The sequence below is a fragment of the Streptomyces sp. NPDC032126 genome, from assembly GCF_055580085.1.
The window spans coordinates 82,373-104,414 of sequence record NZ_JBVIMA010000010.1; the positions used below are offsets into that span (position 1 = coordinate 82,373).

The 22,042-nt window shown below is 73.1% G+C and carries 17 protein-coding genes; 11 read left to right on the forward strand and 6 right to left on the reverse strand.

Annotation, left to right across the window (positions count from 1 at the left end; translation table 11 throughout):
* Positions 1 to 21: 21 nt before the first annotated feature.
* Together ACZ5NW_RS31615 and xylA are read right to left on the reverse strand one after the other, a co-directional pair.
* On the reverse strand, positions 22 to 432 hold the full coding sequence (locus tag ACZ5NW_RS31615; RefSeq protein ID WP_468747415.1) for a hypothetical protein: 411 nt from the start codon (positions 430 to 432) through the stop codon (positions 22 to 24).
* Between the two features lie 150 nt (positions 433 to 582).
* Complete coding sequence (gene xylA, locus ACZ5NW_RS31620) at positions 583 to 1,749, reverse strand: xylose isomerase (protein ID WP_468747416.1); 1,167 nt, start codon at positions 1,747 to 1,749, stop codon at positions 583 to 585.
* A gap of 129 nt (positions 1,750 to 1,878) precedes the next feature.
* Here xylA and xylB point away from each other — a divergent pair, with 129 nt between their 5' ends.
* From xylB to ACZ5NW_RS31670, 10 genes are all read left to right on the forward strand, one after another.
* On the forward strand, positions 1,879 to 3,321 hold the full coding sequence (gene xylB, locus ACZ5NW_RS31625) for a xylulokinase (protein WP_468747417.1): 1,443 nt from the start codon (positions 1,879 to 1,881) through the stop codon (positions 3,319 to 3,321).
* 14 nt (positions 3,322 to 3,335) lie between these two features.
* Positions 3,336 to 4,580, forward strand: coding sequence for an ROK family protein (locus ACZ5NW_RS31630; protein WP_468747418.1), 1,245 nt, complete (start codon positions 3,336 to 3,338; stop codon positions 4,578 to 4,580).
* 148 nt (positions 4,581 to 4,728) lie between these two features.
* Positions 4,729 to 5,328: an N-acetylmuramoyl-L-alanine amidase gene (locus ACZ5NW_RS31635; protein WP_468747419.1), complete on the forward strand. Its 600-nt coding sequence runs from the start codon at positions 4,729 to 4,731 to the stop codon at positions 5,326 to 5,328.
* A 118-nt stretch (positions 5,329 to 5,446) separates the two neighbouring features.
* Positions 5,447 to 6,715: a winged helix-turn-helix domain-containing protein gene (locus ACZ5NW_RS31640; RefSeq protein WP_468747420.1), complete on the forward strand. Its 1,269-nt coding sequence runs from the start codon at positions 5,447 to 5,449 to the stop codon at positions 6,713 to 6,715.
* 253 nt (positions 6,716 to 6,968) lie between these two features.
* Positions 6,969 to 8,492, forward strand: coding sequence for an acetaldehyde dehydrogenase ExaC (exaC, locus tag ACZ5NW_RS31645; RefSeq protein ID WP_468747421.1), 1,524 nt, complete (start codon positions 6,969 to 6,971; stop codon positions 8,490 to 8,492).
* Between the two features lie 583 nt (positions 8,493 to 9,075).
* Positions 9,076 to 9,186 (forward strand): keywimysin-related RiPP, encoded by a 111-nt coding sequence (locus tag ACZ5NW_RS31650; RefSeq protein ID WP_184966700.1) that lies wholly within the window; start codon positions 9,076 to 9,078, stop codon positions 9,184 to 9,186.
* Positions 9,187 to 9,212: 26 nt separating this feature from the next.
* Complete coding sequence (locus tag ACZ5NW_RS31655; RefSeq protein ID WP_468747422.1) at positions 9,213 to 11,063, forward strand: lasso peptide isopeptide bond-forming cyclase; 1,851 nt, start codon at positions 9,213 to 9,215, stop codon at positions 11,061 to 11,063.
* 37 nt (positions 11,064 to 11,100) lie between these two features.
* Positions 11,101 to 11,355: a lasso peptide biosynthesis PqqD family chaperone gene (locus tag ACZ5NW_RS31660; RefSeq protein ID WP_468747423.1), complete on the forward strand. Its 255-nt coding sequence runs from the start codon at positions 11,101 to 11,103 to the stop codon at positions 11,353 to 11,355.
* Positions 11,352 to 11,789, forward strand: coding sequence for a lasso peptide biosynthesis B2 protein (locus ACZ5NW_RS31665; RefSeq protein WP_468747424.1), 438 nt, complete (start codon positions 11,352 to 11,354; stop codon positions 11,787 to 11,789). Before ACZ5NW_RS31660 ends, ACZ5NW_RS31665 begins: the two co-directional genes overlap by 4 nt.
* Before the next feature lie 77 nt (positions 11,790 to 11,866).
* Complete coding sequence (locus ACZ5NW_RS31670) at positions 11,867 to 13,603, forward strand: ABC transporter ATP-binding protein (RefSeq protein ID WP_468747602.1); 1,737 nt, start codon at positions 11,867 to 11,869, stop codon at positions 13,601 to 13,603.
* A gap of 278 nt (positions 13,604 to 13,881) precedes the next feature.
* Here the strand turns inward: ACZ5NW_RS31670 and ACZ5NW_RS31675 are convergent, their stop codons facing one another.
* The 3 genes from ACZ5NW_RS31675 to ACZ5NW_RS31685 all read right to left on the reverse strand — a co-directional run bounded on the left by ACZ5NW_RS31675 (position 13,882) and on the right by ACZ5NW_RS31685 (position 19,818).
* Entirely contained in the window at positions 13,882 to 16,821 is a 2,940-nt protein-coding gene (locus tag ACZ5NW_RS31675; RefSeq protein WP_468747425.1) for a hypothetical protein, read from the reverse strand.
* 2 nt (positions 16,822 to 16,823) lie between these two features.
* The gene (locus ACZ5NW_RS31680; protein WP_468747426.1) at positions 16,824 to 18,695 is read right to left on the reverse strand and encodes an HSP90 family protein; all 1,872 of its coding nucleotides are present in this window, start codon (positions 18,693 to 18,695) and stop codon (positions 16,824 to 16,826) included.
* A gap of 133 nt (positions 18,696 to 18,828) precedes the next feature.
* Complete coding sequence (locus ACZ5NW_RS31685; protein ID WP_468747427.1) at positions 18,829 to 19,818, reverse strand: hypothetical protein; 990 nt, start codon at positions 19,816 to 19,818, stop codon at positions 18,829 to 18,831.
* 469 nt (positions 19,819 to 20,287) lie between these two features.
* Between ACZ5NW_RS31685 and ACZ5NW_RS31690 the strand changes: the two genes are divergently transcribed.
* Positions 20,288 to 20,950 (forward strand): substrate-binding domain-containing protein, encoded by a 663-nt coding sequence (locus ACZ5NW_RS31690; protein WP_468747428.1) that lies wholly within the window; start codon positions 20,288 to 20,290, stop codon positions 20,948 to 20,950.
* Between the two features lie 30 nt (positions 20,951 to 20,980).
* Here ACZ5NW_RS31690 and ACZ5NW_RS31695 read toward each other — a convergent pair whose 3' ends face one another.
* Positions 20,981 to 21,925 carry an alpha/beta hydrolase gene (locus ACZ5NW_RS31695; protein WP_468747429.1) on the reverse strand — a complete coding sequence of 315 codons (945 nt, stop codon included), beginning with the start codon at positions 21,923 to 21,925 and terminating at the stop codon, positions 20,981 to 20,983.
* Positions 21,926 to 22,042: the final 117 nt, after the last annotated feature.

The window sequence follows — 22,042 nt, forward strand, 5'->3', positions numbered from 1 at the left end:
GAGGGCTGGGAACGCGGCTCCTCAGGGGAGCAGGTCGGAGGGCAGCAGGGACACCAGGTCGCTGGGCAGTTCCGTGGGCAGCTCGGTCGGCAGCGACGACGGCAGTTCGCTCGGCAGGATGCTGGGCAGTTGCGTCGGGAGGCTGAAGGACGGGGCGCGGGAGGCGCTGCTGCTGCTTCCGGACGGCTTCTTGTCCGAGCCGTCGTCCCCGCCGGAGACCAGCATCACGATCGCCACGACGACCGCGACACCGACCAGTGCGGCGAGGGCGATGAACAGGGGGTTCCTGCCCCCGCGCGGCCCGCCCCCACCGGGTCCGGGCACGGGGTCGTACGAGGGCGGAGGGGGCGGTCCGAAGCCGCCGCCCGGAGGGGGCGGCGGCGCGTCACTCGGCGGGCCGGGCGGTCGTGGTGGCAAGGGCGGCGTGGCCATGCCGTCCAGCGTGCCAAGGAGTCGCCCTGGGCGCGACCCCCCACGCCACGTCGGTACGGACTCATGTCACGGACGGCATGATTCCGGCGCATGTGCGCGTGGGGGCCTGACCTCACACCCAGGGCGACGTTCGATGGCACACGCGTGTGCTCAGCCGCGCGCCCCCAGCAGGTGGTCCATGGCGAGCTGGTCGAGGCGCTCGAAGGCCATGCCGCGCGCGGCGGCCGCGTCCGCGTCGAAGCCCTCGAAGGCCGAGCTGTCGGCGAGCAGCGCCTGCAGGCCGTCCGCGGCGGTCGGCTGGGCCAGCTGGTCCAGGCGGGAGGCGCGCAGCGCCTCCTGGACCTCCGGGTCGGCACGGAAGGCCGCCGCACGCTCCTTGAGGATGAGGTAGTTGCGCATGCAGCCCGCGGCCGACGCCCACACGCCGTCGAGGTCCTCGGTGCGCGGCGGCTTGAAGTCGAAGTGGCGCGGGCCGGTGTAGCCGGCGCTCTCCAGCAGGTCGACCAGCCAGAAGGCGGAGCGCAGGTCGCCCGCGCCGAAGCGCAGGTCCTGGTCGTACTTGATGCCGGACTGGCCGTTGAGGTCGATGTGGAAGAGCTTGCCCGCCCACAGGGCCTGCGCGATGCCGTGCGGGAAGTTCAGGCCGGCCATCTGCTCGTGGCCCACCTCGGGGTTGACGCCGTACAGCTCGGGGCGCTCCAGGCGCTCGATGAACGCGAGCGCGTGGCCGACGGTGGGCAGCAGGATGTCGCCGCGCGGCTCGTTCGGCTTGGGCTCGATGGCGAAGCGCAGGTCGTAGCCCTGCGAGGTGACGTACTCGCCGAGGAGGTCGAACGCCTCCTTCATGCGGTCGAGGGCCGCGCGCACGTCCTTGGCGGCACCGGACTCGGCGCCCTCACGGCCGCCCCAGGCCACGTAGATCTTGGCGCCCAGCTCCACGGCCAGGTCGATGTTGCGGATGGTCTTGCGCAGGGCGTAGCGGCGCACGTCGCGGTCGTTCGCGGTGAACGCGCCGTCCTTGAAGACGGGGTGGGTGAAGAGGTTGGTGGTGGCCATCGGCACGGTCAGGCCGGTGGTGTCCAGGGCCTGGCGGAAGCGCTTGATGTGTTCCTCGCGCTCGCTGTCGGAGGACCCGAAGGGGATCAGGTCGTCGTCGTGGAACGTCACGCCGTAGGCGCCCAGCTCGGCCAGGCGCTGCACCGTCTCGACCGGGTCCAGGGCACGCCGCGTGGCGTCGCCGAACGGGTCCCTTCCCTGCCAGCCGACGGTCCACAGGCCGAAGGTGAACCTGTCCTCGGGGGTGGGCTGGTAGTTCATGCCGCGGCTCCTTGCTGTGAAGACTGTCTCGCCGACTATTTCGTCATGGCCGTTTACAAATTAGTATGCCAGCGCATCTCTGGGAAGACAGATCCCGCAGAGCCGCGGAAAAACTTGAGGGAGCGCGCCATGTCAGCAGCCGAGGGTCCGCTTGTCGTCGGCGTGGACTCGTCCACCCAGTCCACCAAGGCGCTGGTCGTCGACGCGGCCACCGGCCAGGTCGTCGCCAGCGGCCAGGCCCCGCACACCGTGTCCTCCGGAGCGGGCCGTGAGAGCGATCCGCGCCAGTGGTGGGACGCCCTGGGCGAGGCGCTGCGCCAGTGCGGTGACGCGGCCCACGAGGCCGCCGCGGTGTCGATCGGCGGACAGCAGCACGGGCTCGTCACGCTGGACGAGCGCGGCGAACCGGTGCGCCCGGCGCTGCTGTGGAACGACGTGCGCTCGGCCCCGCAGGCCCGCCGGCTGACCGAGGAGCTGGGCGGGGCGAAGTTCTGGGCGGAGCGCACCGGGTCGGTCCCGGCCGCCTCCTTCACGGTCACGAAGTGGGCCTGGCTGGCCGAGAACGAGCCCGAGGCGGTCCGCGCGACCAAGGCGGTGCGCCTCCCGCACGACTACCTCACCGAGCGCCTCACCGGCGAGGGCACCACGGACCGCGGCGACGCGTCCGGCACCGGCTGGTGGGCGTCGGGGACGGAGGGCTACGACGCGGAGATCCTCGCCCATGTGGGCCTCGACCCGGCGCTGCTGCCCCGAGTAGTGCGGCCCGGGGAGGTGGCGGGCACCGTGCACAGCCACGACCTGCCGTTCTCCAAGGGCACCCTGGTCGCCGCGGGCACCGGCGACAACGCGGCCGCCGCGCTGGGTCTCGGGCTGCGGCCCGGCCAGCCGGTGCTGAGCCTCGGCACGTCGGGCACGGTGTACGCCGTGTCGAAGCACCGCCCCGCCGACCCGACCGGCACGGTGGCGGGCTTCGCCGACGCCCACGGCGACTGGCTGCCGCTGGCCTGCACCCTGAACTGCACACTCGCCGTCGACCGGCTCGCCGCCCTGCTGGGCCTCGACCGCGAGGACGTGGAACCGGCGGCGGGCGTCACCCTGCTGCCGTACCTGGACGGCGAGCGCACCCCGAACCTGCCGAACGCCGCGGGCCTGCTGCACGGCCTGCGGCACGACACGACCGCCGGGCAGATCCTCCAGGCCGCCTACGACGGTGCCGTGCACGCCCTGCTCGGCGCGCTCGACCTCGTCCTCGACGCGGACGCCGACCGCTCCGCGCCCCTGCTGCTGATCGGCGGCGGCGCCCGGGGAACGGCCTGGCAGCAGACCGTACGACGGCTGTCCGGGCGTCCGGTCCAGGTGCCCGAGGCGAAGGAACTGGTCGCGCTCGGCGCGGCGGCCCAGGCGGCAGGCCTGCTGACCGGTGAGGACCCGGCCGCCGTGGCCCGGCGGTGGAACACCGCGCGGGGCCCGGTCCTGGACGCCGTGGAGCGGGACGAGGCGTCGCTGGCCAGGATCTCCGGGGTACTCTCCGACGCGGCCCCGCTGCTGGAGCGGACCACGGACGCACGCTGAGGACTGAGGGAGGCATGACCGCACCGCTGCACGAGGCCCGGCCGAATGGTCCCGGGCGAGCGCTGCCCGACACCCAGCAGGGCATGCGCCGGCGCAACCTCGCCCGGGTGATGCACGCCGTCAGCGCCGAGGGGCCGCTGTCGCGTGCCGCGGTCGCCTCCCGGATCGGACTGACCCGGGCAGCGGTGTCGACCCTCGTCGACGAGCTCATACGCACCGGTTTGCTGGAGGAGCTGGGCCCCGAGCGCCCCGGCCGGGTGGGCCGGCCCGGCTCCGCGCTCGCCGTCAGCGGCCACGGCCCCGCCGGGATCGGCGCGGAGGTCGGCGTCGACCACCTGGCGGTCTGCGCGGTCGACCTGCGCGGCGAGGTACGGGCGCGCGTGGTGCGGCACGGCACGAACCGGGGCCGCTCCCCCGAGCCGGTCCTCGCCGAACTGGCCGACCTGATCCGCGAGGTGGTCGCCGTGGCGGACGGCGAGGGGCTGTGGCCGGCCGGGCTCGCCGTCGCCGTCCCCGGCCTCGTGGCCCGTGACGCCCGCACGGTCGTGCGCGCCCCCAATCTCGGCTGGCGCAACACCGACCTCGGCGCCCTGCTGCACCCGGACGGCCCGCGCGCCGAAGCACGCCCCCTGGCGGCGGACTGCCCGCTGGTCGTGGACAACGAGGCCAACTTCGGCGCGCTCGCCGAGCTCTGGCTCGGCCGGGAGACCCCGCACAACTTCCTGCATGTGTCGGCCGAGATCGGTATCGGTGGCGCGGTCGTCGTGGACGGCCGACTGCTGCGCGGAACACGCGGTTTCGCGGGCGAGCTGGGGCATGTGCCGGTCCGTCCGGACGGCCCGGAGTGCGGCTGCGGCGGGCGCGGCTGCCTGGAGCAGTACGCCGGTGAGGAGGCGGTGCTGCGCGCGGCCGGTCTTGAGCTGGGCGAGGATCGCGTGGGACTGCTCGCGGGGCGTGCGGGCGGCGGTGACGAGAACGTACGGCGGGCCCTGCGCGAGGCGGGAACGGCGCTCGGCATCGCCCTGACCGGAGCGGTCAATCTGCTGGACCCCGAGGCCGTCGTCCTGGGCGGCGCCCTGGCCGGTCTCGCGCCGTGGCTGCTGCCGTCGCTGGAGGGTGAGCTGGCCCGGCGCACGACCGGTGCGCCGTGCCCGGTCTCGGTGTCCCGGCTGGGGCCGGAAGGGCCGTTGCTGGGGGCGGCGCACTCGGTGGTGCGCGGTGTGCTGGACGACCCGGCGGCCGTGGCCCAGCGCGGCTGAGAGCCCGGATCCGCCCATCCGGAAGGGGGAACTCCCCATTCGAGTGAGGGAGTTGTCCACAAGCCGGGAGTTGTCCCCCGTCGTCCGCGGCACCCTGCTAAACGACTGCACGATGGTGGCTCCCCTCCCGACCACGAAAGGCGATCCCGTGGAACAAGCCAGGCCCGCCCCGAGCAGGCGGCGCTTCCTGAAGGGCGCGGCCCTCACGGCCGTCCCCTACGCGTTACTCCCCGCCGCCCGCGCCGACGCGCGCACCGACGAGGTCGACTATCCGCTCGCCGAGTGGCAGCCGGCCAGTCCCTCCAACCGCACCGCCTCGCACCGCCCCGCCACATACCCGGTCGACCTGGTGGTCGTGCACGTCACCCAGACCACCTACGCCGATGCCCTGGCCATCTTCCAGAACCCGCAGAAAAAGGTGTCCGCGCACTACGTGGTGCGCTCGGCCGACGGGCACGTCGCGCAGTGCGTGCGGGAGTACGACATCGCCTGGCACGCGGGGAACTGGGACTACAACACGCGCAGCGTCGGCATCGAGCACGAGGGCTGGGTGGACCGGCCCGCCTATTTCACCGACGCCCTCTACGAGCGGTCCGCCCGGCTCACCGCGTCGGTGTGCGACCGGTACGGCATCCCCAAGGACCGCGCCCACATCATCGGCCACTACGAGGTGCCCGGCACCGACCACACCGACCCCGGTCCCGACTGGGACTGGGTCCGCTACATAAGACTGGTCAACTTCGCCTGAGCGAGGCCCCGGCGCCCGGTCCGTACTCCTCACGTCGAGTGACACCTGTCGAAACGGTTGTCGACGCGCACCCCCGGGATGACGATGTCCACGACCGCATCCTGCCCGGGAGGCCGAGTTGACCGATCCCTGGGTGGCCCTGGAGCCGGGGGCCGACCCTGCCGAGCGCGTACGGATCCTGCGGCGCGCGCACGAGACGTTCACCGCGGCGGGCACGGTGCCGCGGCCGGTGCGGGCCGTGGTGGCCGACTCGTGGCGCCGCTCCGCGCGGGCCGGCGTGGAGCCGGACGCCGGCGCGAGCGTGGAGCTGACGGACGGCGACCTGGGCGCCTACCGGGCGGAGCATCCGCTGGCGCGGGTGATGCCGCTGTTCCGGGAGCTGATGGGCACCTTCGCCGCCGACGGGGAGCATCTGCTCGCGGTGTGCGACGCGCACGGCAGACTCCTGTGGGTCGAGGGTCACGCGGCGACGAGGCGCCAGGCCGGGCGGATGAACTTCGTGCCGGGTGCGCGGTGGGCGGAGAGCGCCGTCGGCACGAACGCGCCGGGGACGGCCGTGGCCGTGGACCGTCCGGTGCAGGTGTTCGCGGCGGAGCACTTCGTGCGGCGGGTCCAGCCGTGGACGTGTGCGGCGGCGCCGGTGCACGATCCGCGCACCGGACGGGTGCTCGGCGCGGTCGACGTCACCGGCGGGGACGAGCTGGCGCATCCGCACAGCCTCGGCTTCGTACAGGCGGTGGCCCGGGCCGCCGAGTCGCAGCTGGCGCTGCTCGCACCGGAGCGGCCGGCGATCGACACGGCCGAGCTGACCGTGCTGGGCCGGGACGAGGCGCAGCTGCTCACCGGCGGCCGCAGGATCAGGCTGAGCCGCCGGCACAGCGAGATCCTGGTGCTGCTGGCCCGGCACCCGGAGGGGCTCAGCGGGGACGAGCTGATGTGCGCGCTGTACGAGGACGAGTCGGTGACGCCGGTGACGCTGCGCGCCGAACTCGCCCGGCTGCGCGGGGTGTTGGGACCAACGCTGCTGGCCTCGCGGCCGTACCGGCTCACCGTGCCGGTCGCGTCGGACGTCGCGGTGGTGGAGCGGCGGCTGGCGGCGGGCGCGGTGACGGCGGCGGTGACGGCGTACGCGGGCCCGCTGCTGCCGGCCTCGCAGGCGCCCGCGGTCGTACGGCTGCGGGAGCGGCTCGCCGACGGTCTGCGCGCGGCCCTGATCGCCCGCGGCGACCCCGATCTGCTGGCGGACTGGGCCCACGCGCCGTGGGGCGAGGACGACCTGGCCGTCTGGCACGCCCTCGCGGCCGCCCGGCCGACGGCGGCGATTCGGGCCAGGCTCGCGGCGCTGGAATCGGAACTGACGGCACCGACGGGCTGGGCCCGAGCGTAAGGCCCGCCCGACGGACCACGTCTGGCCGCCTGGCGGTCACCTCGGGCCCTCCCACGGACCACGTCTCGCCCGCCCAGCGGTCACCTCGGCCCCTCCGGCGACGTGACCGTCGGCCCGCCCGGCGGCCACGACGTCGGCGAGTGAGCGGCGGTGCCCGGTCTCGGCCGCACGCAACGTCGCTGCAACCTCCCGCTTCCTAGCCTCCCGTCAAGAGCTGTCCAAGGGCGGGCAGCGCTGCTGAGGGAGGCCCCGCATGACCCGTTACGCCGCACCCGGTTCCGAGGGTGCGATCGTCTCCTACCAGGCGCGCTACGACCACTTCATCGGCGGCGAGTACGTGCCCCCGGCCCGCGGGCAGTACTTCGAGAACCCGAGCCCGGTGAACGGGCAGCCGTTCACCGAGGTGGCGCGGGGCACGGCGGAGGACGTGGAGAAGGCTCTCGACGCGGCGCACGCCGCGGCGCCCGGCTGGGCCCGCAGGTCGGCCACCGAGCGCTCCGACATCCTGCTGAAGATCGCCGACCGGATGGAGGCGTATCTGGAGCCCCTGGCGGTCGCGGAGAGCTGGGAGAACGGCAAGCCGGTCCGTGAGACGCTGGCCGCGGACATCCCGCTGGCCATCGACCACTTCCGCTACTTCGCGGGCGCGGTGCGGGCACAGGAGGGTTCGATCAGCGAGGTGGACCACGACACGGTGGCGTACCACTTCCACGAGCCGCTGGGCGTCGTCGCGCAGATCATCCCGTGGAACTTCCCGATCCTGATGGCCGCGTGGAAGCTGGCTCCGGCGCTCGCGGCGGGCAACGCGGTGGTGCTGAAGCCGGCCGAGCAGACTCCGGTGTCGATCCACTACTGGATGAGCCTGGTCGCGGATCTGCTGCCGCCGGGCGTGCTGAACATCGTCAACGGCTTCGGCCCGGAGGCCGGCAAGCCGCTCGCGATGAGCCCCCGGGTCGCGAAGGTGGCGTTCACCGGTGAGACGTCGACGGGCCGGCTGATCATGCAGTACGCGGCGGAGAACCTGAAGCCGGTCACCCTGGAGCTGGGCGGCAAGTCGCCGAACATCTTCTTCGACGACGTGTGGGAGAAGGACGACGACCTGCGCGACAAGGCCCTGGAGGGCTTCACCATGTTCGCGCTCAACCAGGGCGAGGTGTGCACCTGCCCCTCGCGCGGGCTGATCCAGCGCGGCAACTACCCCGACTTCCTGGCGGCGGCCGTCGCCCGCACCGAGCAGATCAAGCCGGGGCACCCCCTCGACACCGACACGATGATCGGCGCCCAGGCGTCGAGCGAGCAGCTCGCGAAGATCCTCTCCTACATCGACATCGGCCGGGACGAGGGCGCGAAGGTCCTCACCGGCGGTGAACGCGCCGAGCTGGACGGCGAGTTGAAGGGCGGCTACTACGTCCGGCCGACCATCTTCGAGGGCGACAACCGCATGCGGGTCTTCCAGGAGGAGATCTTCGGCCCGGTGGTCTCGGTCGCGTCGTTCGACGACTTCGACGACGCCATCAAGATCGCGAACGACACGTCGTACGGGCTGGGCGCGGGCGTGTGGACCCGGGACATCAACACGGCGTACCGCGCGGGCCGGGCCATCCAGGCGGGGCGCGTGTGGACGAACTGCTACCACGCGTACCCGGCGCACGCGGCGTTCGGCGGCTACAAGCAGTCCGGGATCGGCCGGGAGACGCACAAGATGATGCTGGAGCACTACCAGCAGACGAAGAACCTCCTCGTCTCGTACTCCCCGCAGAAGCTCGGCTTCTTCTAGTGCCTGAAATCGGGTTGCCTGGAGGCACCGTTGCGCTCCAGGCAACCCACCCGCCGGACCCTTCGCGGACCAAGCGCACGAGGCCAGCGATCCGTCGACACGCGTAAGCAGCGCCGAACCGTCGGCAGCAGAGGCGAGCACGGTCACGCGACGGTGAGATCTCTGGTGACCGTTTCGGAGCGGAGCGACGCGTAGGAACGTGCATCGAGGGCACGGAGTGCGCCCCGGCGGCGCCACCCGTGGCGGCCGTCGGACGCGTCCTGGCAGGTGCGGCGAGCAACTGCCGGAAACGCAAGTCAAAACGTTCATTCGCGCATGCGTACACCCAGGTCACACAACAATGCAGCGCCGACGACAGGCGGAAGGGGAGCGGGGGCACAACCCAGGGGGCTAGGGATTTTGCACATCATCCGAACTTTGCAAGGGCTCTTGCCCTGATCGCGTGCTCCGCAGCTAGCTATTGCTGCGCCCGCTTCCCGGCCCGGGTTCCCGATGAACCCTGGGCCGACCGACGGCACATCGGCCAGTCTCTTGGGCCGTCGGTCAAGGATGTGGTCGCGAAGCCTGCACGTGAGGAGTAGTCATGAAGAAGGCATACGAGGCACCGACGCTCGTCCGGCTCGGTTCCTTCCGGAAGGAGACGGGGCTCCTTCAGCGCTCCGGCAACGACCGGCTGATCCTGAGCAAGAACTGACGACCGACGGTCCTTGACCCGACGTCATGACTGAAACGCACGAAAGTGCGGGGACGGGCCCCGGCGACGCGCACTTCGCGGTCTTCACGGACCGTGCGGACGCGGCCGCCGCGGCCCGCTCCTTCGCCCGCCCCGGAAGCCGGACCCTCGCACACGCGTCGGGCCGGCCCTGGCTGGTCGGCCACTGGCACGACGACGAGATCGTCACGGCGAGCGCCGGCGGCGCCTCCCTCGCCGTCGTCGGCTGCTGCCCGATCGACGCCGACGAACTGCGGCGCCGGGCCGCCCGGTTGCGTGATCTCGCGGAGCTCGACGCGCTGGCCCGATCCCTCCCCGGCAGTTTCCATCTCGTCGGCGCCCTCGACGGACAGATCAGGGTCCAGGGCACCGCCTCCGGACTGCGACTCGTCTTCCACGCGGAGATCGACGGCGTGCGCGTGGCCGCGACCCGCGCCGACACGCTGGCCGCCGTCCTGGGCCTGGAACCCGACGTGGAGGAACTGGCCGTAAGGCTGCTGTGGCCCGCCCCGTACCCGCTGTTCGAGACGTCGATGTGGCGTGCGGTCACCGCCGTTCCGCCGCAGGACGCCGTGATCGTCGCCGCGGACGGGCGCACCGTACGGCACACCCGGTGGTGGACACCGCCGGAACCGGTCCGGCCGCTCGCCGAAGCGGCGCCGCTGATCCGGACGGCACTTCAGGAGGCCGTCGGCGCGCGTACCCGTCAGGGCGGCGTGGTGAGCTGCGACCTGTCGGGCGGCCTGGACTCGACCTCCGTCTGCTTCCTGGCCGACCGCTCCCCCGCCCGCGTGGTGGCCAGTACATGGCCGGGTCGGGATCCGGCGGACACCGACCTGTCCTGGGCCGAGCGGGCGATGGGGTACCTACCGGACGTCGCGCACGTGGTCTGGGACGCCGACGCCTCGCCGCTGGTCTACGAGGATCTACTCGGCATCGACGACCTCCTCGACGAGCCCACCATCGGCGTCATGGACCGCTCGCGCGTCCTGCACCACCTGCCCGGCCTCGCCGCACGAGGCAGCCGGTTGCACCTGACCGGCATCGGCGGCGACCACGTGGCATGGTGCTCCGAGGCGTACTACCACCGGCTGCTGCGCACCCGTCCGCTGTTCGCCCTGCGCCAGTTGCGCGGCTTCCGGGCGCTGTGGCAATGGCCGCTCGGCGGCACGCTCCGCGCTCTCGCCGACTCTCGGCCGTATGGGAAGTGGCTCGCCGACGCCGCCGGTGGCCTACGTGGCCCGCTGCCCCCGTCCGTGGCGACGGGACTCGGCTGGGGCATGGCCCCTCGCCTGTTCGACTGGGTGACCCCGGAGGCCGAGCGGATGGCCCGCCGGGCACTGCTCGATGCCGCGGCGGCGGCCTCTCCGCTGCATCCGGACCGTGGGGTCCACACCGACCTGGAGCAGATCCGCTCGTGCACCCGCGTCATCCGGCAGTGGGACCGGATGGCGGCCCGTGCCGGCCTGCCGATGGCCTCTCCCTTCCTCGATGACCGGGTCATCGAGGCGTGCCTCGCCGTACGTCCGAGCGAGCGCGTCACACCCTGGCGGTACAAGCCCGTCCTGAGCGCCGCGATGCGCGGGATCGTGCCCGAGGAGTGCCTGCAGCGCAGCAACAAGGCCACGGCCTCCATGGACGCCTCCAATGGGCTACGTGAACACCGCGCCGACCTGCTGGCCCTGTGGGAGGACTCACGGCTGGCGGAGCTGGGGCTGGTGGACGGCGCGGAGCTGCGCCGCCTCGCCCGGCGGCCCGCCTCCCCGGGGCTCTCCGACGCCATCCTCTACTCCACGATCGCCGCGGAGGTGTGGCTGCGCGGACTCACCCGCGGCCGCGCCCATGTCCCACAACCCTGACCGCATCCCCTGTCCAACACGTCAGAAAGGCCCTCACATGCCCCTGCGGTTCGGCGACAACGTCTCCACGGCCGAGACCGACTATGGCACGGTACTGCTGGACGAACAGGCCGGTGCCTATTGGGAGTTGAACCCGACGGCCACCGTGGTGGTGCGGACGCTGCTGGACGGCGGCAAGGAGGCGGACGCGGCCGCCGCCCTGGTCCAGGAGTTCGACATCGACCAGGCGCAGGCCCTGCAGGACGTCGAGACGCTCGTACGGGAGCTGCGCGACTCGGGGCTCGCCTCATGACGACGCCCAGCGCGCTCGAGCGGCCCACCGGGGTGCCCCTGGCCCGACGCCTCACCGCCCGCCTCGTCCTGCTCCCCGCCGTCGCCTTCGCCCTGCTGCCGCCCCGCCACATCCGAACCGTGCTCGGCATCCTGCGGCGCGGCGCCGCGCCCGCGACCACCGCGCAGGCCCAGCTCGCGCGCGACGCCATGTGCGCCGCCAGCCTGCGCTGCGCCGGACCGAAGGGGTGCCTGCCGCGCTCCCTGGGAGCGGCACTGCTGTGCCGGCTCGGCGGAACGTGGCCGACCTGGTGCACCGGCGTACGCGTCACCCCGCCCTTCACCGCGCACGCCTGGATCGAGACTGAAGGCCGTCCCGTCGGCGAGGGAGTCCCGCAGGGCTACTTCGCCCGGCTGGTGGCCGTCGAACCGTTGACACGGCCCAGTGAACGATGACCGGCGCGAGGGATCCGCACGGCGGACGGGCCGCTGTCACCGAAGCAGACAAGTCCACCCTGGCGGCGGTGGCCACGATGTATCGGCTCACCGCCGGGCATCGGAGCTCGATCGCCGTCGCCAGCGGACTGACGCTCGTGGGCTCCGCCCTGGGACTGGCCCAGCCACTCGTCGCCAAGCAGGTCATCGACGCGAGCGGCCGCGGACAGGTCATCTGGCCGCTGCTGGCACTCCTGGGCACGCTCTTCGTCGTCGAGGCGGCGACGGGGGCCGCAGGACGCTTCCTTCTGGAACGGATGGGCGAAGGCGTCGTACGGCAACTCCGGCACGGGCTGGTGGATCGGTTGCTGCGGCTGGAGATGAGGGAGTACGACCGCCACCGGGGCGGCGACCTCATCTCCCGGGTGACGGCCGACACCACCTTGCTGCGGGAGGTCGTCTCGCAAGCCCTGGTCGATCTCGTGACGGGAAGCCTGGTCGCCGCCGGCGCGATCGCCCTCATGGCCTGGCTGGACCTTCTGCTGCTGCTCCTGGTCGCCGTGACCGTGGCGGCGGCGGCCGTGGTGGTCGCCTCACTGCTCAGGGGCATCAGGAACGCGTCCGAACACATGCAGGGCTCGGTCGGTGCCGTCGCCGCCGATATGGAACGCGCCCTGGGCGCCCTGCCGATGGTCCGCGTGCATGGCGCCGAGGCGCGCGAGGCGGCCGGCATCGGCACCCGGGTTGAGGCGGCCTACGGCGCGGGGGTGCGCACCGCGAAGCTCGCCTCCGTGATGAGCGCCGCCGTCGAACTCGCCGTCCAGGGCTCCTTCCTCTTCGTCCTGGTCGTCGGCGGCTTGCGCGTAGGTGGTCATGCCGGATCCCTCGGTGACCTCGTGGCGTTCCTGCTGTACGCCTCGTACCTCGTTCTGCCGCTGTCCTCCGTCTTCCGCGCCGTGGGCCTCGTCCAACGCGGGATGGGTGCCTACCAGCGCATCGACGAGGCACTCCGCCTTCCTGTGGAGCCCACCGCACCCCAGATCCCGAAAGACCGCGCACCCACACTGCGGCCGACCCGGCCGTCCGGCTCCGGCGAGCAGCCCGTCCTCGCCCTGCGCGACGTCCACTTCGGCTACGACCCGGAGCGGCCGGTCCTGCGCGGTGTTTCGTTCACTGTCCCGAAGCGCCGGCACGTGGCCCTGGTAGGCCGGTCCGGCGCCGGCAAGAGCACGGTGTTCGCCCTGGTGGCGCGGTTCTACGAGCCGGATGCGGGCATCTTGCTCTTCGATGGGCGGCCCGCGACCGAACTCACCCGTGGCGCCTGCCGCCGGGGTATCGCCGTGGTCGACCAGAACACCCATGTCGTCCACGGCACCTTGCGCGACAACATCACCTACGCGGTGCCCGACGCCACGGAGGCGGAGATCCGGCGTGTCGTCGAACTGGCCAGGCTCGACGAGGTCGTCGACCGGCTGCCCGGGGGCCTGGCCGCTGTCATCGGTGAACGCGGCAGCAACCTCTCTGGCGGTGAACGTCAACGCGTCGCACTCGCGCGGGCGTTGCTGGCGCGCCCTTCGCTGCTTCTGCTGGACGAGCCCACCTCCCACCTCGACGCGATCAACGAATCGGCGCTCACCAGCGTCATGAAGGACGTCGCCCAGGAGTGCGCCCTGCTGGTCATCGCCCATCGCCTGTCCACAGTGCAGCACGCCGACCACATCGTGGTGCTCCAGGACGGCCGCACGGCCACAGGCGGACGCCACGAGGAATTGCTGGTCAGCAGCGTCCTCTATCGCGAGCTGGCCGCGAGCCAGATGCTCCGGGCCGGCGGGTAGCCCGGGATCGGCACGCGAGGGCGGACGTCCCGGGACCACTCCAGCCGCCCCGGCAGGATCTGAACCTCCCGCCTGTGGGAATGACGATGCCCCCCATGGAGGCGGATCGCCCAGCGCTCTGTCGCCGCACGCACTCGGTGCTCGGCCGCCAAGGCGCCTCACCACACCACTGCGGCCGGCCGGCTGACGAGTAGCCACGCCAAGCATCCGCCCCACCTACCGTTTCCCCTGGTCAGCACGGGGCAACTGCTGTACCACCAGCAGGCGGGGCCGTCGCGTCACTGTTCGTCGCGCAGCCGGGCCGCCAGGGCGATAAGGGGCTCGGTCTCCTCCGTGCGCCCCAGGGCGGTCAGGTGGGAGATGGCGGCGTCGAGGCGGCCGAGGGCGGGCACGGGGCGCTCCAGGTAGGTGCCCTCCATGACACCCGCGAGGCGGACGCACTCGGCCCACTCACCGGCGCGCTCGTCCTCCGGTCCCGGCTCGCCGAGCAGGGCGAGGGCCTTCTCCAGTGCGGCCAGCGCGTCCTCGTACTCGCCGGCGTAGGCGTTGACCCGCCCGTGTTCGTACGCCAGAGCGGTGTCCAGGGAACGGCCGCGGGACTCGTACTGTGCGGCGCGGGCCTCGTCGGCGATCCGGCCGGCGTCGGAGAGGTAGCCGAGGGCGTCCGGCAGCCCGTCGGGGCCTTGCCGCTGGGCCTGGAGGCGGGCGAGTTCGCGCAGGCAGCTGCTGAGCTGCTCGAAGCGCGGGTCCCGGGCGTGGGCGGCGAGCGCCTGGTCCGCGGCCTCCCGGGCCCGGCCGAACTCACCGGACTCGCCGAGGAGTACGGCCGTCTCCGAGGCGATCATGGCGTGGCTGCCCGGGTCGTCGTCCCAGCCGGCCGACTCCGCCGCGAGGGCGACGAACTCGGCCGTGGCGGCCTTGAGGTCCTCCCCCTCGTGCAGCGCGCGGGCGCGGATCAGGCGCAGTTGGGCGACGAGCCGGTCGTCCACCTCCCCGGCGGCGACGTCCGGCTCGGCCAGCACGGAGTCGAGCAGGGCGATGCAGTCCTCGACGCGGCCCAGGTCGAGGCTGAGCTGGGCGGCGTTGCTGTAGGTGCAGAAGGCGTCCGTGCGGCTGCCGCGGCGCAGGTCCAGTTCCGCCGAGCGCGTCAGGTGGCGCAGCGCCTCCTCGGGGCGGCCAAGGTGCATGCACGCCTGGGCCAGGTCACCGTGCAGGCGGGTGGTGTCGACCGTGTCGGCCGGCCAGTCGGCGGCCCGTCGCAGGCCCTCGGTGAGGTCCGTGTACGCGGCCTGTGCGTCGCGCAGGCCGAGCTGGAGCCGGCCGCGCAGGGCGAGCGTGCGGGGCTGGTGCCAGGCCGGGCCGTGTTCCTTCAGCCGGTCGAGGAGCGCGTCGATCTCGGTGACCGCGGCGGGCAGATCGCCGGAGATGGCGTACGTACTGGCCCGCAGCAGCAGCGCCCCGGATATCTGCCCGGAGAGGCCGTGCCGGCCGGCGAACTCGTGCAGCAGGTCCACCTCGGCGAAGACCGGAGCCACGTGCTCCTCGCTGCCCGTGGTCTGCAGGCGCAGGGCGAGCGCGGTCGCCCGCAGCCGCAGCACGCGGGCCTCCTGGTACGGGGCGAGGCCGGACGTGGCCTCGTGCAGGCGGACCATGGCGGCGTGGGCGTCGGTCAGCACGGCGGCCTTGGCCTCGGCCCCGTCGGCGTCCTGCGCGGAGATCTCGGCGGCGGCGAGCACGGCGCAGGCGCGGGCGAGCCCCGCGTGGCCCGGCAGACCGGCCTCGTCGTACAGGGCCGCGGCCTCCTCGTGGAGGGCGACCGCGTCGGTGAACGCGTCCCGCTCGCCCGCGCGGCCTCCCTCGTCGGCCAGCAGGTCGGCGCGCAGCCGCACGAGCGGGCCGACGGCCGGGTCGTCGGGGTGGGTGTAGTCGCCGGCGTCGACGAGCGTGCGCAGCCGCGCCCACAGGACCCGGGCGTCCGGGTGCCCTTCCTCCTCCGACGCCCGTGCCCGACGGATGAGTTCGGGCAGCGCGTCGGGGACGGTGGTGGTCGTACGGGCCGGGGGTGCGGCGACCGGGGCGGCCGGGGCCACGTCGTCGAGGCTGCGGGTGCGCAGGGTGAGTTCCAGCTCGTCCTGGAGCGGGGCGCGGTCGAGTCGGGCCCGGCGGCGGTCGGTGTGGGCCGGGGTCCCGTTGCGGGCGTCGAAGCGGGCGGCGAGGTCGTCGGCGCGGCCCCGCACCTCGGCGCGCAGGCCGGCCACCGTCCAGGTGCGGCCCGCGTATCCGGCGGCGGGCAGTTCGCCGTGGCCGAGGTGCTCGACGCGCTGGAGGAGGACCTCCACCCCGGTGAGGAAGTCGAGCTGGTCCAGCGGCGAGTCGACCTCGTCGAACAGGCTCCGGTTCTCGGCGAGCAGTTCCAGGCCGCGGGCCTCGTTGCCGGTCAGCGCGCAGAACTCCAGGTGCCGGCCGACCTCCCCGGACATCGCGGGGTTGCGGCGGCAGCCTCGGTAACCGGCGAGGTGCAGTTCGCGGGCCCGGTCGGCGCGGCCGGTGCGCAGCAGGGGCAGCAGCGCGTACGAGAAGGAGCGGGCCGGCTCCTCCTGGCAGGACTCCTTCCCCGCCAGGACGGGCTCCCAAGCGCTCAGCGCCCGCTCGTCGTCGCCCTCGGCGAGGTGATAGCGGGCGCGCTCGCAGATCTCGCAGGCCTCGCAGTCGCTGAGCCGGGTGCGGGTGCGGCCCGCCCACAGCTCGTAGGCGAGCGCGGTGTCCTCGCCGACGTGGGCGGCGAGCTGGTAGGCCTGGCCGTAGTAGGGCTGGAGGCCGTGGCCGGCCTTCTCGTAGCGGTCGCGCATCTCCGTGAGCCACTGGCGCAGGCTGGCCAGCGGGATCTCGGGGAGCTGGCGCAGGGCGTGCCCCACCCACTTGAACCGCCAGTGGAGCATGTGGCGCAGGCGGTCGTCGAAGATGTCGGGCTGCTCGTCGAAGAGGGTGAGCAGGCGGGCGAAGACGACGGGCGACTTCCGGGGTTCGGAGCCGTAGGTGTACGCCTCCTGGAGTTCGAGGAGCGCGTGGACGAGCGGGACGGGCTCCTCGAACTGCTCGGCGGCGTCGACGAGTTCCTCGGCGGTGACGGTGCGCGTACGGCCGTAGGGGCGCCGGTCGTTCTCCTGGAGCGCCTGGTACAGCTCGTCGGTGTTCTGAGGACGGGGTGCGGTGGGCATCGTCAGCTGTCCTTGCGGAGGGCGTGGGCGAGGAGGTCGAGGAAGGAGCGGTTGATGAGGCTCGACTCGGCGGGCCTGAGCGGGCGCCGGGACAGCATCGCGGCCTGCCCGTAGAGGGCTTCGGCGCTGGTGCGGGCCAGTTCGGGCTCGTCGATGGTGACGGCGGTGCGGACCAGCGGGTTGAGCTGGTTGAGGATCAGCTGGGCGCGCGGTGCCTCCTGGCGCAGGGCGCCGAGGATGTCGCCCCACAGGCCGCCGTCCTGCTCCCTTGCGAGCTGGGAGCGGGTGCGCTCGTGCCGGGCCTCGCGGCTGTCGACGAGGAGGGCGGGGGCGGAGGCGGGCTGGAAGGTGCGCAGCGCGACGTCGCAGTCGAAGACGGCGAGGGCGTCGCGGGCCTGGGCGAGGTAGGCCGCGGCGGCCAGCTCCGTGTCCCGGTCGACCGGGTCGAGGTGCGCGGTGAGGGTCGCCGGGTCGAGGTCGGCGACGTTGGCCTCGGGCCTGATCTCGGGCAGCCGGTGGACGAGTTCGCGGTCATAGGTGTAGCCGCCGTTGACGACGCCGAGCCCGGCGGCCGAGGCGATCGCGGCGACCTGCCGGAACTCCTCCACGCTCGCCGTCACCAGCACGGTGCGGTGGGTGCGCGCGAACTCGTCGAGGGTGGTGTGCCCGTCGGTGGTCTCGAACGGCAGCCAGGGCAGCAGCATCCGCAGGATCTCGTCGTCGTGCACCGCGAGCGACTTCACGGCCAGGTGGTGGGCCTGGAGGAAGCGGTTCAGCAGGTCCGGGTCGCTGGCGGCGGCCCGGGCGATCCAGGCGCGCAGCCTCTCGGCGAGGGCGTCGCGGACGGCGGCGAGCGTGTCGTCCTCGTACAGGGCCTCGCGGGACGCCGTGGGGCGCAGGCTCTCGGCGTCGACGACGCAGCGGACGAAGAACGCCCAGTCGGGCAGGATCTCCTCGGCCTGCTCCGACAGCAGCATGCCCTTGACGTGCACGCGGTGTCCGTGGCGCCGCCCGGCCGGCACCGCCTCGGGCAGCACGCAGGCGATGCCCTTCAGGCCGACGGCGGGCAGGTCCAGCTCGATGGTGTCCAGCGGCGTGAACCCGAAGACCTCCTCGCCGTAGGCGGCGAGGGCGCGGGAACGGGCGCCCGGCGTGGGGTGCGTGCGGGACCAGGGCGCCGGCTCGGGATTGACGGAAACGGCGGGGCCGCCCTTGCCGTCGTCGAAGGTCACCGGGTGGCGCAGCAGGGAGCCGAAGTGGCGGGCCAGCGTGTGCACCTGCCCGGGGCGGGTCCACTCGCCCGCGTCGGCCCGCGGCGTCAGGGTGACGGTGGTGCCGGGCCGGGGGCGGGCGGAGGCGGGCAGGGTGCGGACGGTGTAGCTGCCGTCGCCGCGTCCCCGCCATTCCACGGCGGGCGCGTCGGGGGTACGGGCGGAGCGGCTGAGGACGTGGATCTCGTCCGCGACCAGGAAGCAGGAGAGCAGGCCGATGCCGAACTGGCCGATGAAGTCGCCGCGTTGCTCGACGATCCCGCCCAGGCCCGGGATGGGGTCGGAGACGTTCGCGGCCCGCTTGCTGCTGCGGCCGATCGTGGCGAGGAAGCTGTGGACGTCGGCCTCGGTGAGGCCGACGCCGTCGTCCTCGACGCGTACGGTGGCGCCGTCCGCGTACAGGCGGATGCCGAAGCTCCCCCCGGGCTCGACGGCGTACCGCGCGGTGAGGGCGTCGACCGCGTTCTGCAGGAGTTCGCGCAGGTAGACGCGGGGGCTGGAGTAGAGGTGGTGGGAGAGGAGGTCCACCAGGCCGCGCAGGTCGACCTGGAAGGTGCGGTCGGTGGTGGCGTGGTCGTCGGCGTGGTGACGCAGGGGCGGCATGGGCAGTCCGGGGTGAGGGGAACGGCTGGGTGGTCGGTGGGCCGCGCAGGGTCGGGCCGGGGAAACGGCGGACGGGGCGGCCGGTGGGCCGCGCGAGGTCGGCCGGGGGCCGGCGGACGGGGCGGCCGGTGGCTCAGAAGGCCTTGCGGAAGCGCGCGTAAGTCTTCTGCGGCTCGGCCATGAAGGTCCACGGCCACCGCGTGAACGCGCCTTCCAGCTCACGGAAGACATTGGAGGCCGCGCTGCTGCCGGCCAGGGAGAGGGCCATGGCGAAGATGTTGTAGTCGCCCTGCCAGCCCAGACGGCGTTCATACGCGTGGTGCAGGATGCTGCGCTCCGCCGCTTCCCTCAACTCGGTGCGGATCCGCGGGTCCTGGAGGCAGTCGCCGTCGTCGGACTCCACCCAGTCCTCGATATGGGCCATGGCGACGACGCAGCCGAGCCGATGCCCGTCGGGCGCACCGGCGAAGGCCTTCCGGGCGAACTCCAGGGCCTGGCCCGGCTCTCCGCCCCAGCGGGGCTGGACCTGCGACACCCACTCCAGGTGGATGTCCAGGTTGAGCGGATCACGACGCAGACCGGCGGCGAGCCGGGCCTCCTTGACGCTGTCGTCCACGGACATGCCACGTCCGGAGGTGAGCAGATGGCGCCACGGCGTGACCCAGTCGGGCCGCAGCTCGGCGGCCTCCAGCAGGTGCTCCTCGGCGATGCGCAGCCGCTCGTAGAAGGTCTGCCACTGTTCGCGGCTGACGTCCGCGGCACGGGCGGACGTGCGCGCCTCCCAGCCCCAGGTGACATGGCGAGCACCGGAGATGAGCAGGGCGGTCGCCCGGAGCTCCTTGTCGTCCTTGTCCTCCTCGGCGGCCCGGACGATCCACTCCTGCACCCCGTCCACCTCGGTCAGCTGTCCCAGGACCGCCTGCTCGTGGCCGAGGTCGAAGGGGGCCAGTGCCGCCTTGACCGCCGCCCAGTCACCGGCGCCGGCCGCTTCCACGAGGGTGAGCACCCGGGCGTCCCCGAGCGCACGCAGGGCGTACACCCCGTTCTTCTGTCTGCGCGGCACGGGAAGGGCGTCTGGTTCCCCCGGTCTCCCCGTCCCCCTGCCGAACAGCTTGCCGAACATGCCGCGCCTCCCCTGGTCCCGCGTGATGGTCCGGTGCAGCATAAGCGGCCCCACTGACACCGCTACCACTGGGTTTTCACGGGCGCGGCCCAGCAAGACGCGGGGCGGGGCGTCGTACGGGCGGCAGGGGGTGGGGCGTCGTACGCTCGGCGCCCGACGCGACTTTCCTCCATCGCGGCATGGCGGATTCGGCCACCCGCCCTCGCGTACGCGTGCGCGCCCCGTAATCGCGCGGCCTTTTCCGGGCCCGCCGCAACCGTGAGAAACACTTCCCGGGTGGTGAGTTCCACATATTGCGGCGCCGCGATCCGCCCCCATAGCCTGGCCCGGAATTCCGTGGCCCGAAAAGGCACATGAGCTTTTCCGGGGTCGTACGGGTCGTACGGGTCGCGTGGACGGAAGCCGTACGGGAGTCCGGCGGCCGACGACCGGGTCCGTGTCCGCGCCGCTCCCGCCGAGGAGGCCCCCGATGACCGACCCCACCCGCACTTCCGCCGAAGCGGCCGGGCAGACCCCGATCCGCCTGGGCTACCCCAGTTCGCCGCAGACGGCCCTGGACATCCTCACCGGCGCCGGGTTCAGCGAGGACCAGGCGGTGCTCGTCCCCTACGACCTCACCGACCCTTTCTCCGCTCTACGCGCCGGTGAACTCGACGTCCTCGTCGTCAAGTTCGGCCCGAAGGAGGCCGACCTGGCCACGAGCGACGTCCTGCACTTCGAGTCACGCGCCGTCATCGTGAGCGCGGACCACCCCCTCGCCGGCCGGGACTCCGTCTCCATCGAGGAGATCGCCGAGTACGACGCCTTCGACCGCCCCGGCGCCTTCCCCGCCTACCTGTGGGACGAGATCGTGCCGCCGCGCACCCCGCTGGGCCGGGAGATCCGCCGACGGCACCGGGTGAACACCATCCCGGAGATGATGGCGCTGGTGATCGGTTCGGGCGCGGTGCACCTGTCGGTGGTGTCGCTGGCCGACATGGCGCCGCCGGCTGTCCGCGTCGTCCCGGTGCACGACCTACCGCCCACCCCGGTCTGTCTGGCCTGGCGCCGCGGCGCGGACCTGCCGGCGGCCGTGACCCGGTTCATCGCCGCGGCGGAGGCCGCGAGTGCGGTGGCATCCGGGCGACGGTGACGCCGCACTCACGGCCCCCTGGAGCTGTGGTCAGCCGTGCAGAATCCGGCGGATCGCGTCGATCTGGTCGCGCACCATCCGCTCCGCCACCGCGGCCCCGGGGATCCCGGTGCAGGCGTGGAAGGTGCCGGGGTAGTGGTGCGCCTCGGTGGGCACGCCCGCCTGGATGAGCCGGCGGGCGAAGTCGAGGTCCTCGTCGCGGAACGGGTCGAACTCGCAGGCCGAGATGAAGGTGGCGGGGAGCCCCGTCAGATCCTCGGCGCGGCCGGGAGCGGCGTACGGGGAGACGTCGGCGCGCTCCGAGGCGTCCTTGCCGCCGAGGTAGTGGTGCCAGCTGAGCAGCGCGGCGGCGCGGTCCAGGACGGGTGTGTCCACGAAGGCGAGGGCGGACGGGGTCTCCAGACGGTCGTCCAGCCCGGGGAAGCCCAGGCACAGCATCCGCAGCGGGAGACCCGTGTCGCGGGCGAGCAGGGCCAGCCCGGCGGCCAGCGCACCACCCGCGCTGTCCCCGGCGACGCCGAGCCGCTCGGTGTCGACGCCCAGGTCGGAGCCGTGCGCGAGGACCCATTCGAGGACGGCACGGCAGTCGTACAGACCGGCCGGGAACGGGTGTTCGGGGGCCAGTCGGTAGTCCACCGAGAACACCGTCACCCGGGCCTGCTCAGCGATCCGCAGCACCGCCGAGTGGTTGGTGTCCAGATCGCCGGTGATCAGTCCGCCGAAGTGCAGGTAGAGCAGGCCGGGCAGCGGTCCGGCGGCCCCCTGCGGCTGGTAGAGGCGCACGGCGACCTCGGGGGCTCCGGGCGGCCCGGGGACCGTACGGTCCGCCACCTCCACCGGCTCGGCCGGCTCATACACGGGCAGCTGCGCGATCGACGCCGTCAGCGCGGCCCGCGCCCCGGCGACATCGCCGAAGTCCAAGGGCGGTAACTGTGCGGCCCAGGGTATGAGTTCGGGATCGTACGCGTAGGTCATCGGGCCCCTCCCCGGAAGCACGGCCAGGCGTTGTCGTTCCGTCCATCGTCGCATTCCGTGTATCGGCCAGGAGGATTTCCCGGAATTCCTTGCCAGGAATCGGCCGGGCGAATTCCC

Bases quoted from the DNA above. Each gene is read 5' to 3' on its own strand.
- ACZ5NW_RS31670 (WP_468747602.1), top strand. From the start codon at position 11,867: ATGTATCGGCTCACCGCCGGGCATCGGAGCTCGATCGCCGTCGCCAGC.
- ACZ5NW_RS31650 (WP_184966700.1), top strand. From the start codon at position 9,076: ATGAAGAAGGCATACGAGGCACCGACGCTCGTCCGGCTCGGTTCCTTC.
- ACZ5NW_RS31660 (WP_468747423.1), top strand. From the start codon at position 11,101: ATGCCCCTGCGGTTCGGCGACAACGTCTCCACGGCCGAGACCGACTAT.
- ACZ5NW_RS31675 (WP_468747425.1), bottom strand. From the start codon at position 16,821: ATGCCCACCGCACCCCGTCCTCAGAACACCGACGAGCTGTACCAGGCG.
- xylB (WP_468747417.1), top strand. From the start codon at position 1,879: ATGTCAGCAGCCGAGGGTCCGCTTGTCGTCGGCGTGGACTCGTCCACC.
- xylA (WP_468747416.1), bottom strand. From the start codon at position 1,749: ATGAACTACCAGCCCACCCCCGAGGACAGGTTCACCTTCGGCCTGTGG.
- ACZ5NW_RS31615 (WP_468747415.1), bottom strand. From the start codon at position 432: ATGGCCACGCCGCCCTTGCCACCACGACCGCCCGGCCCGCCGAGTGAC.
- exaC (WP_468747421.1), top strand. From the start codon at position 6,969: ATGACCCGTTACGCCGCACCCGGTTCCGAGGGTGCGATCGTCTCCTAC.
- ACZ5NW_RS31655 (WP_468747422.1), top strand. From the start codon at position 9,213: ATGACTGAAACGCACGAAAGTGCGGGGACGGGCCCCGGCGACGCGCAC.
- ACZ5NW_RS31630 (WP_468747418.1), top strand. From the start codon at position 3,336: ATGACCGCACCGCTGCACGAGGCCCGGCCGAATGGTCCCGGGCGAGCG.
- ACZ5NW_RS31690 (WP_468747428.1), top strand. From the start codon at position 20,288: ATGACCGACCCCACCCGCACTTCCGCCGAAGCGGCCGGGCAGACCCCG.
- ACZ5NW_RS31680 (WP_468747426.1), bottom strand. From the start codon at position 18,695: ATGCCGCCCCTGCGTCACCACGCCGACGACCACGCCACCACCGACCGC.
- ACZ5NW_RS31695 (WP_468747429.1), bottom strand. From the start codon at position 21,925: ATGACCTACGCGTACGATCCCGAACTCATACCCTGGGCCGCACAGTTA.
- ACZ5NW_RS31665 (WP_468747424.1), top strand. From the start codon at position 11,352: ATGACGACGCCCAGCGCGCTCGAGCGGCCCACCGGGGTGCCCCTGGCC.
- ACZ5NW_RS31685 (WP_468747427.1), bottom strand. From the start codon at position 19,818: ATGTTCGGCAAGCTGTTCGGCAGGGGGACGGGGAGACCGGGGGAACCA.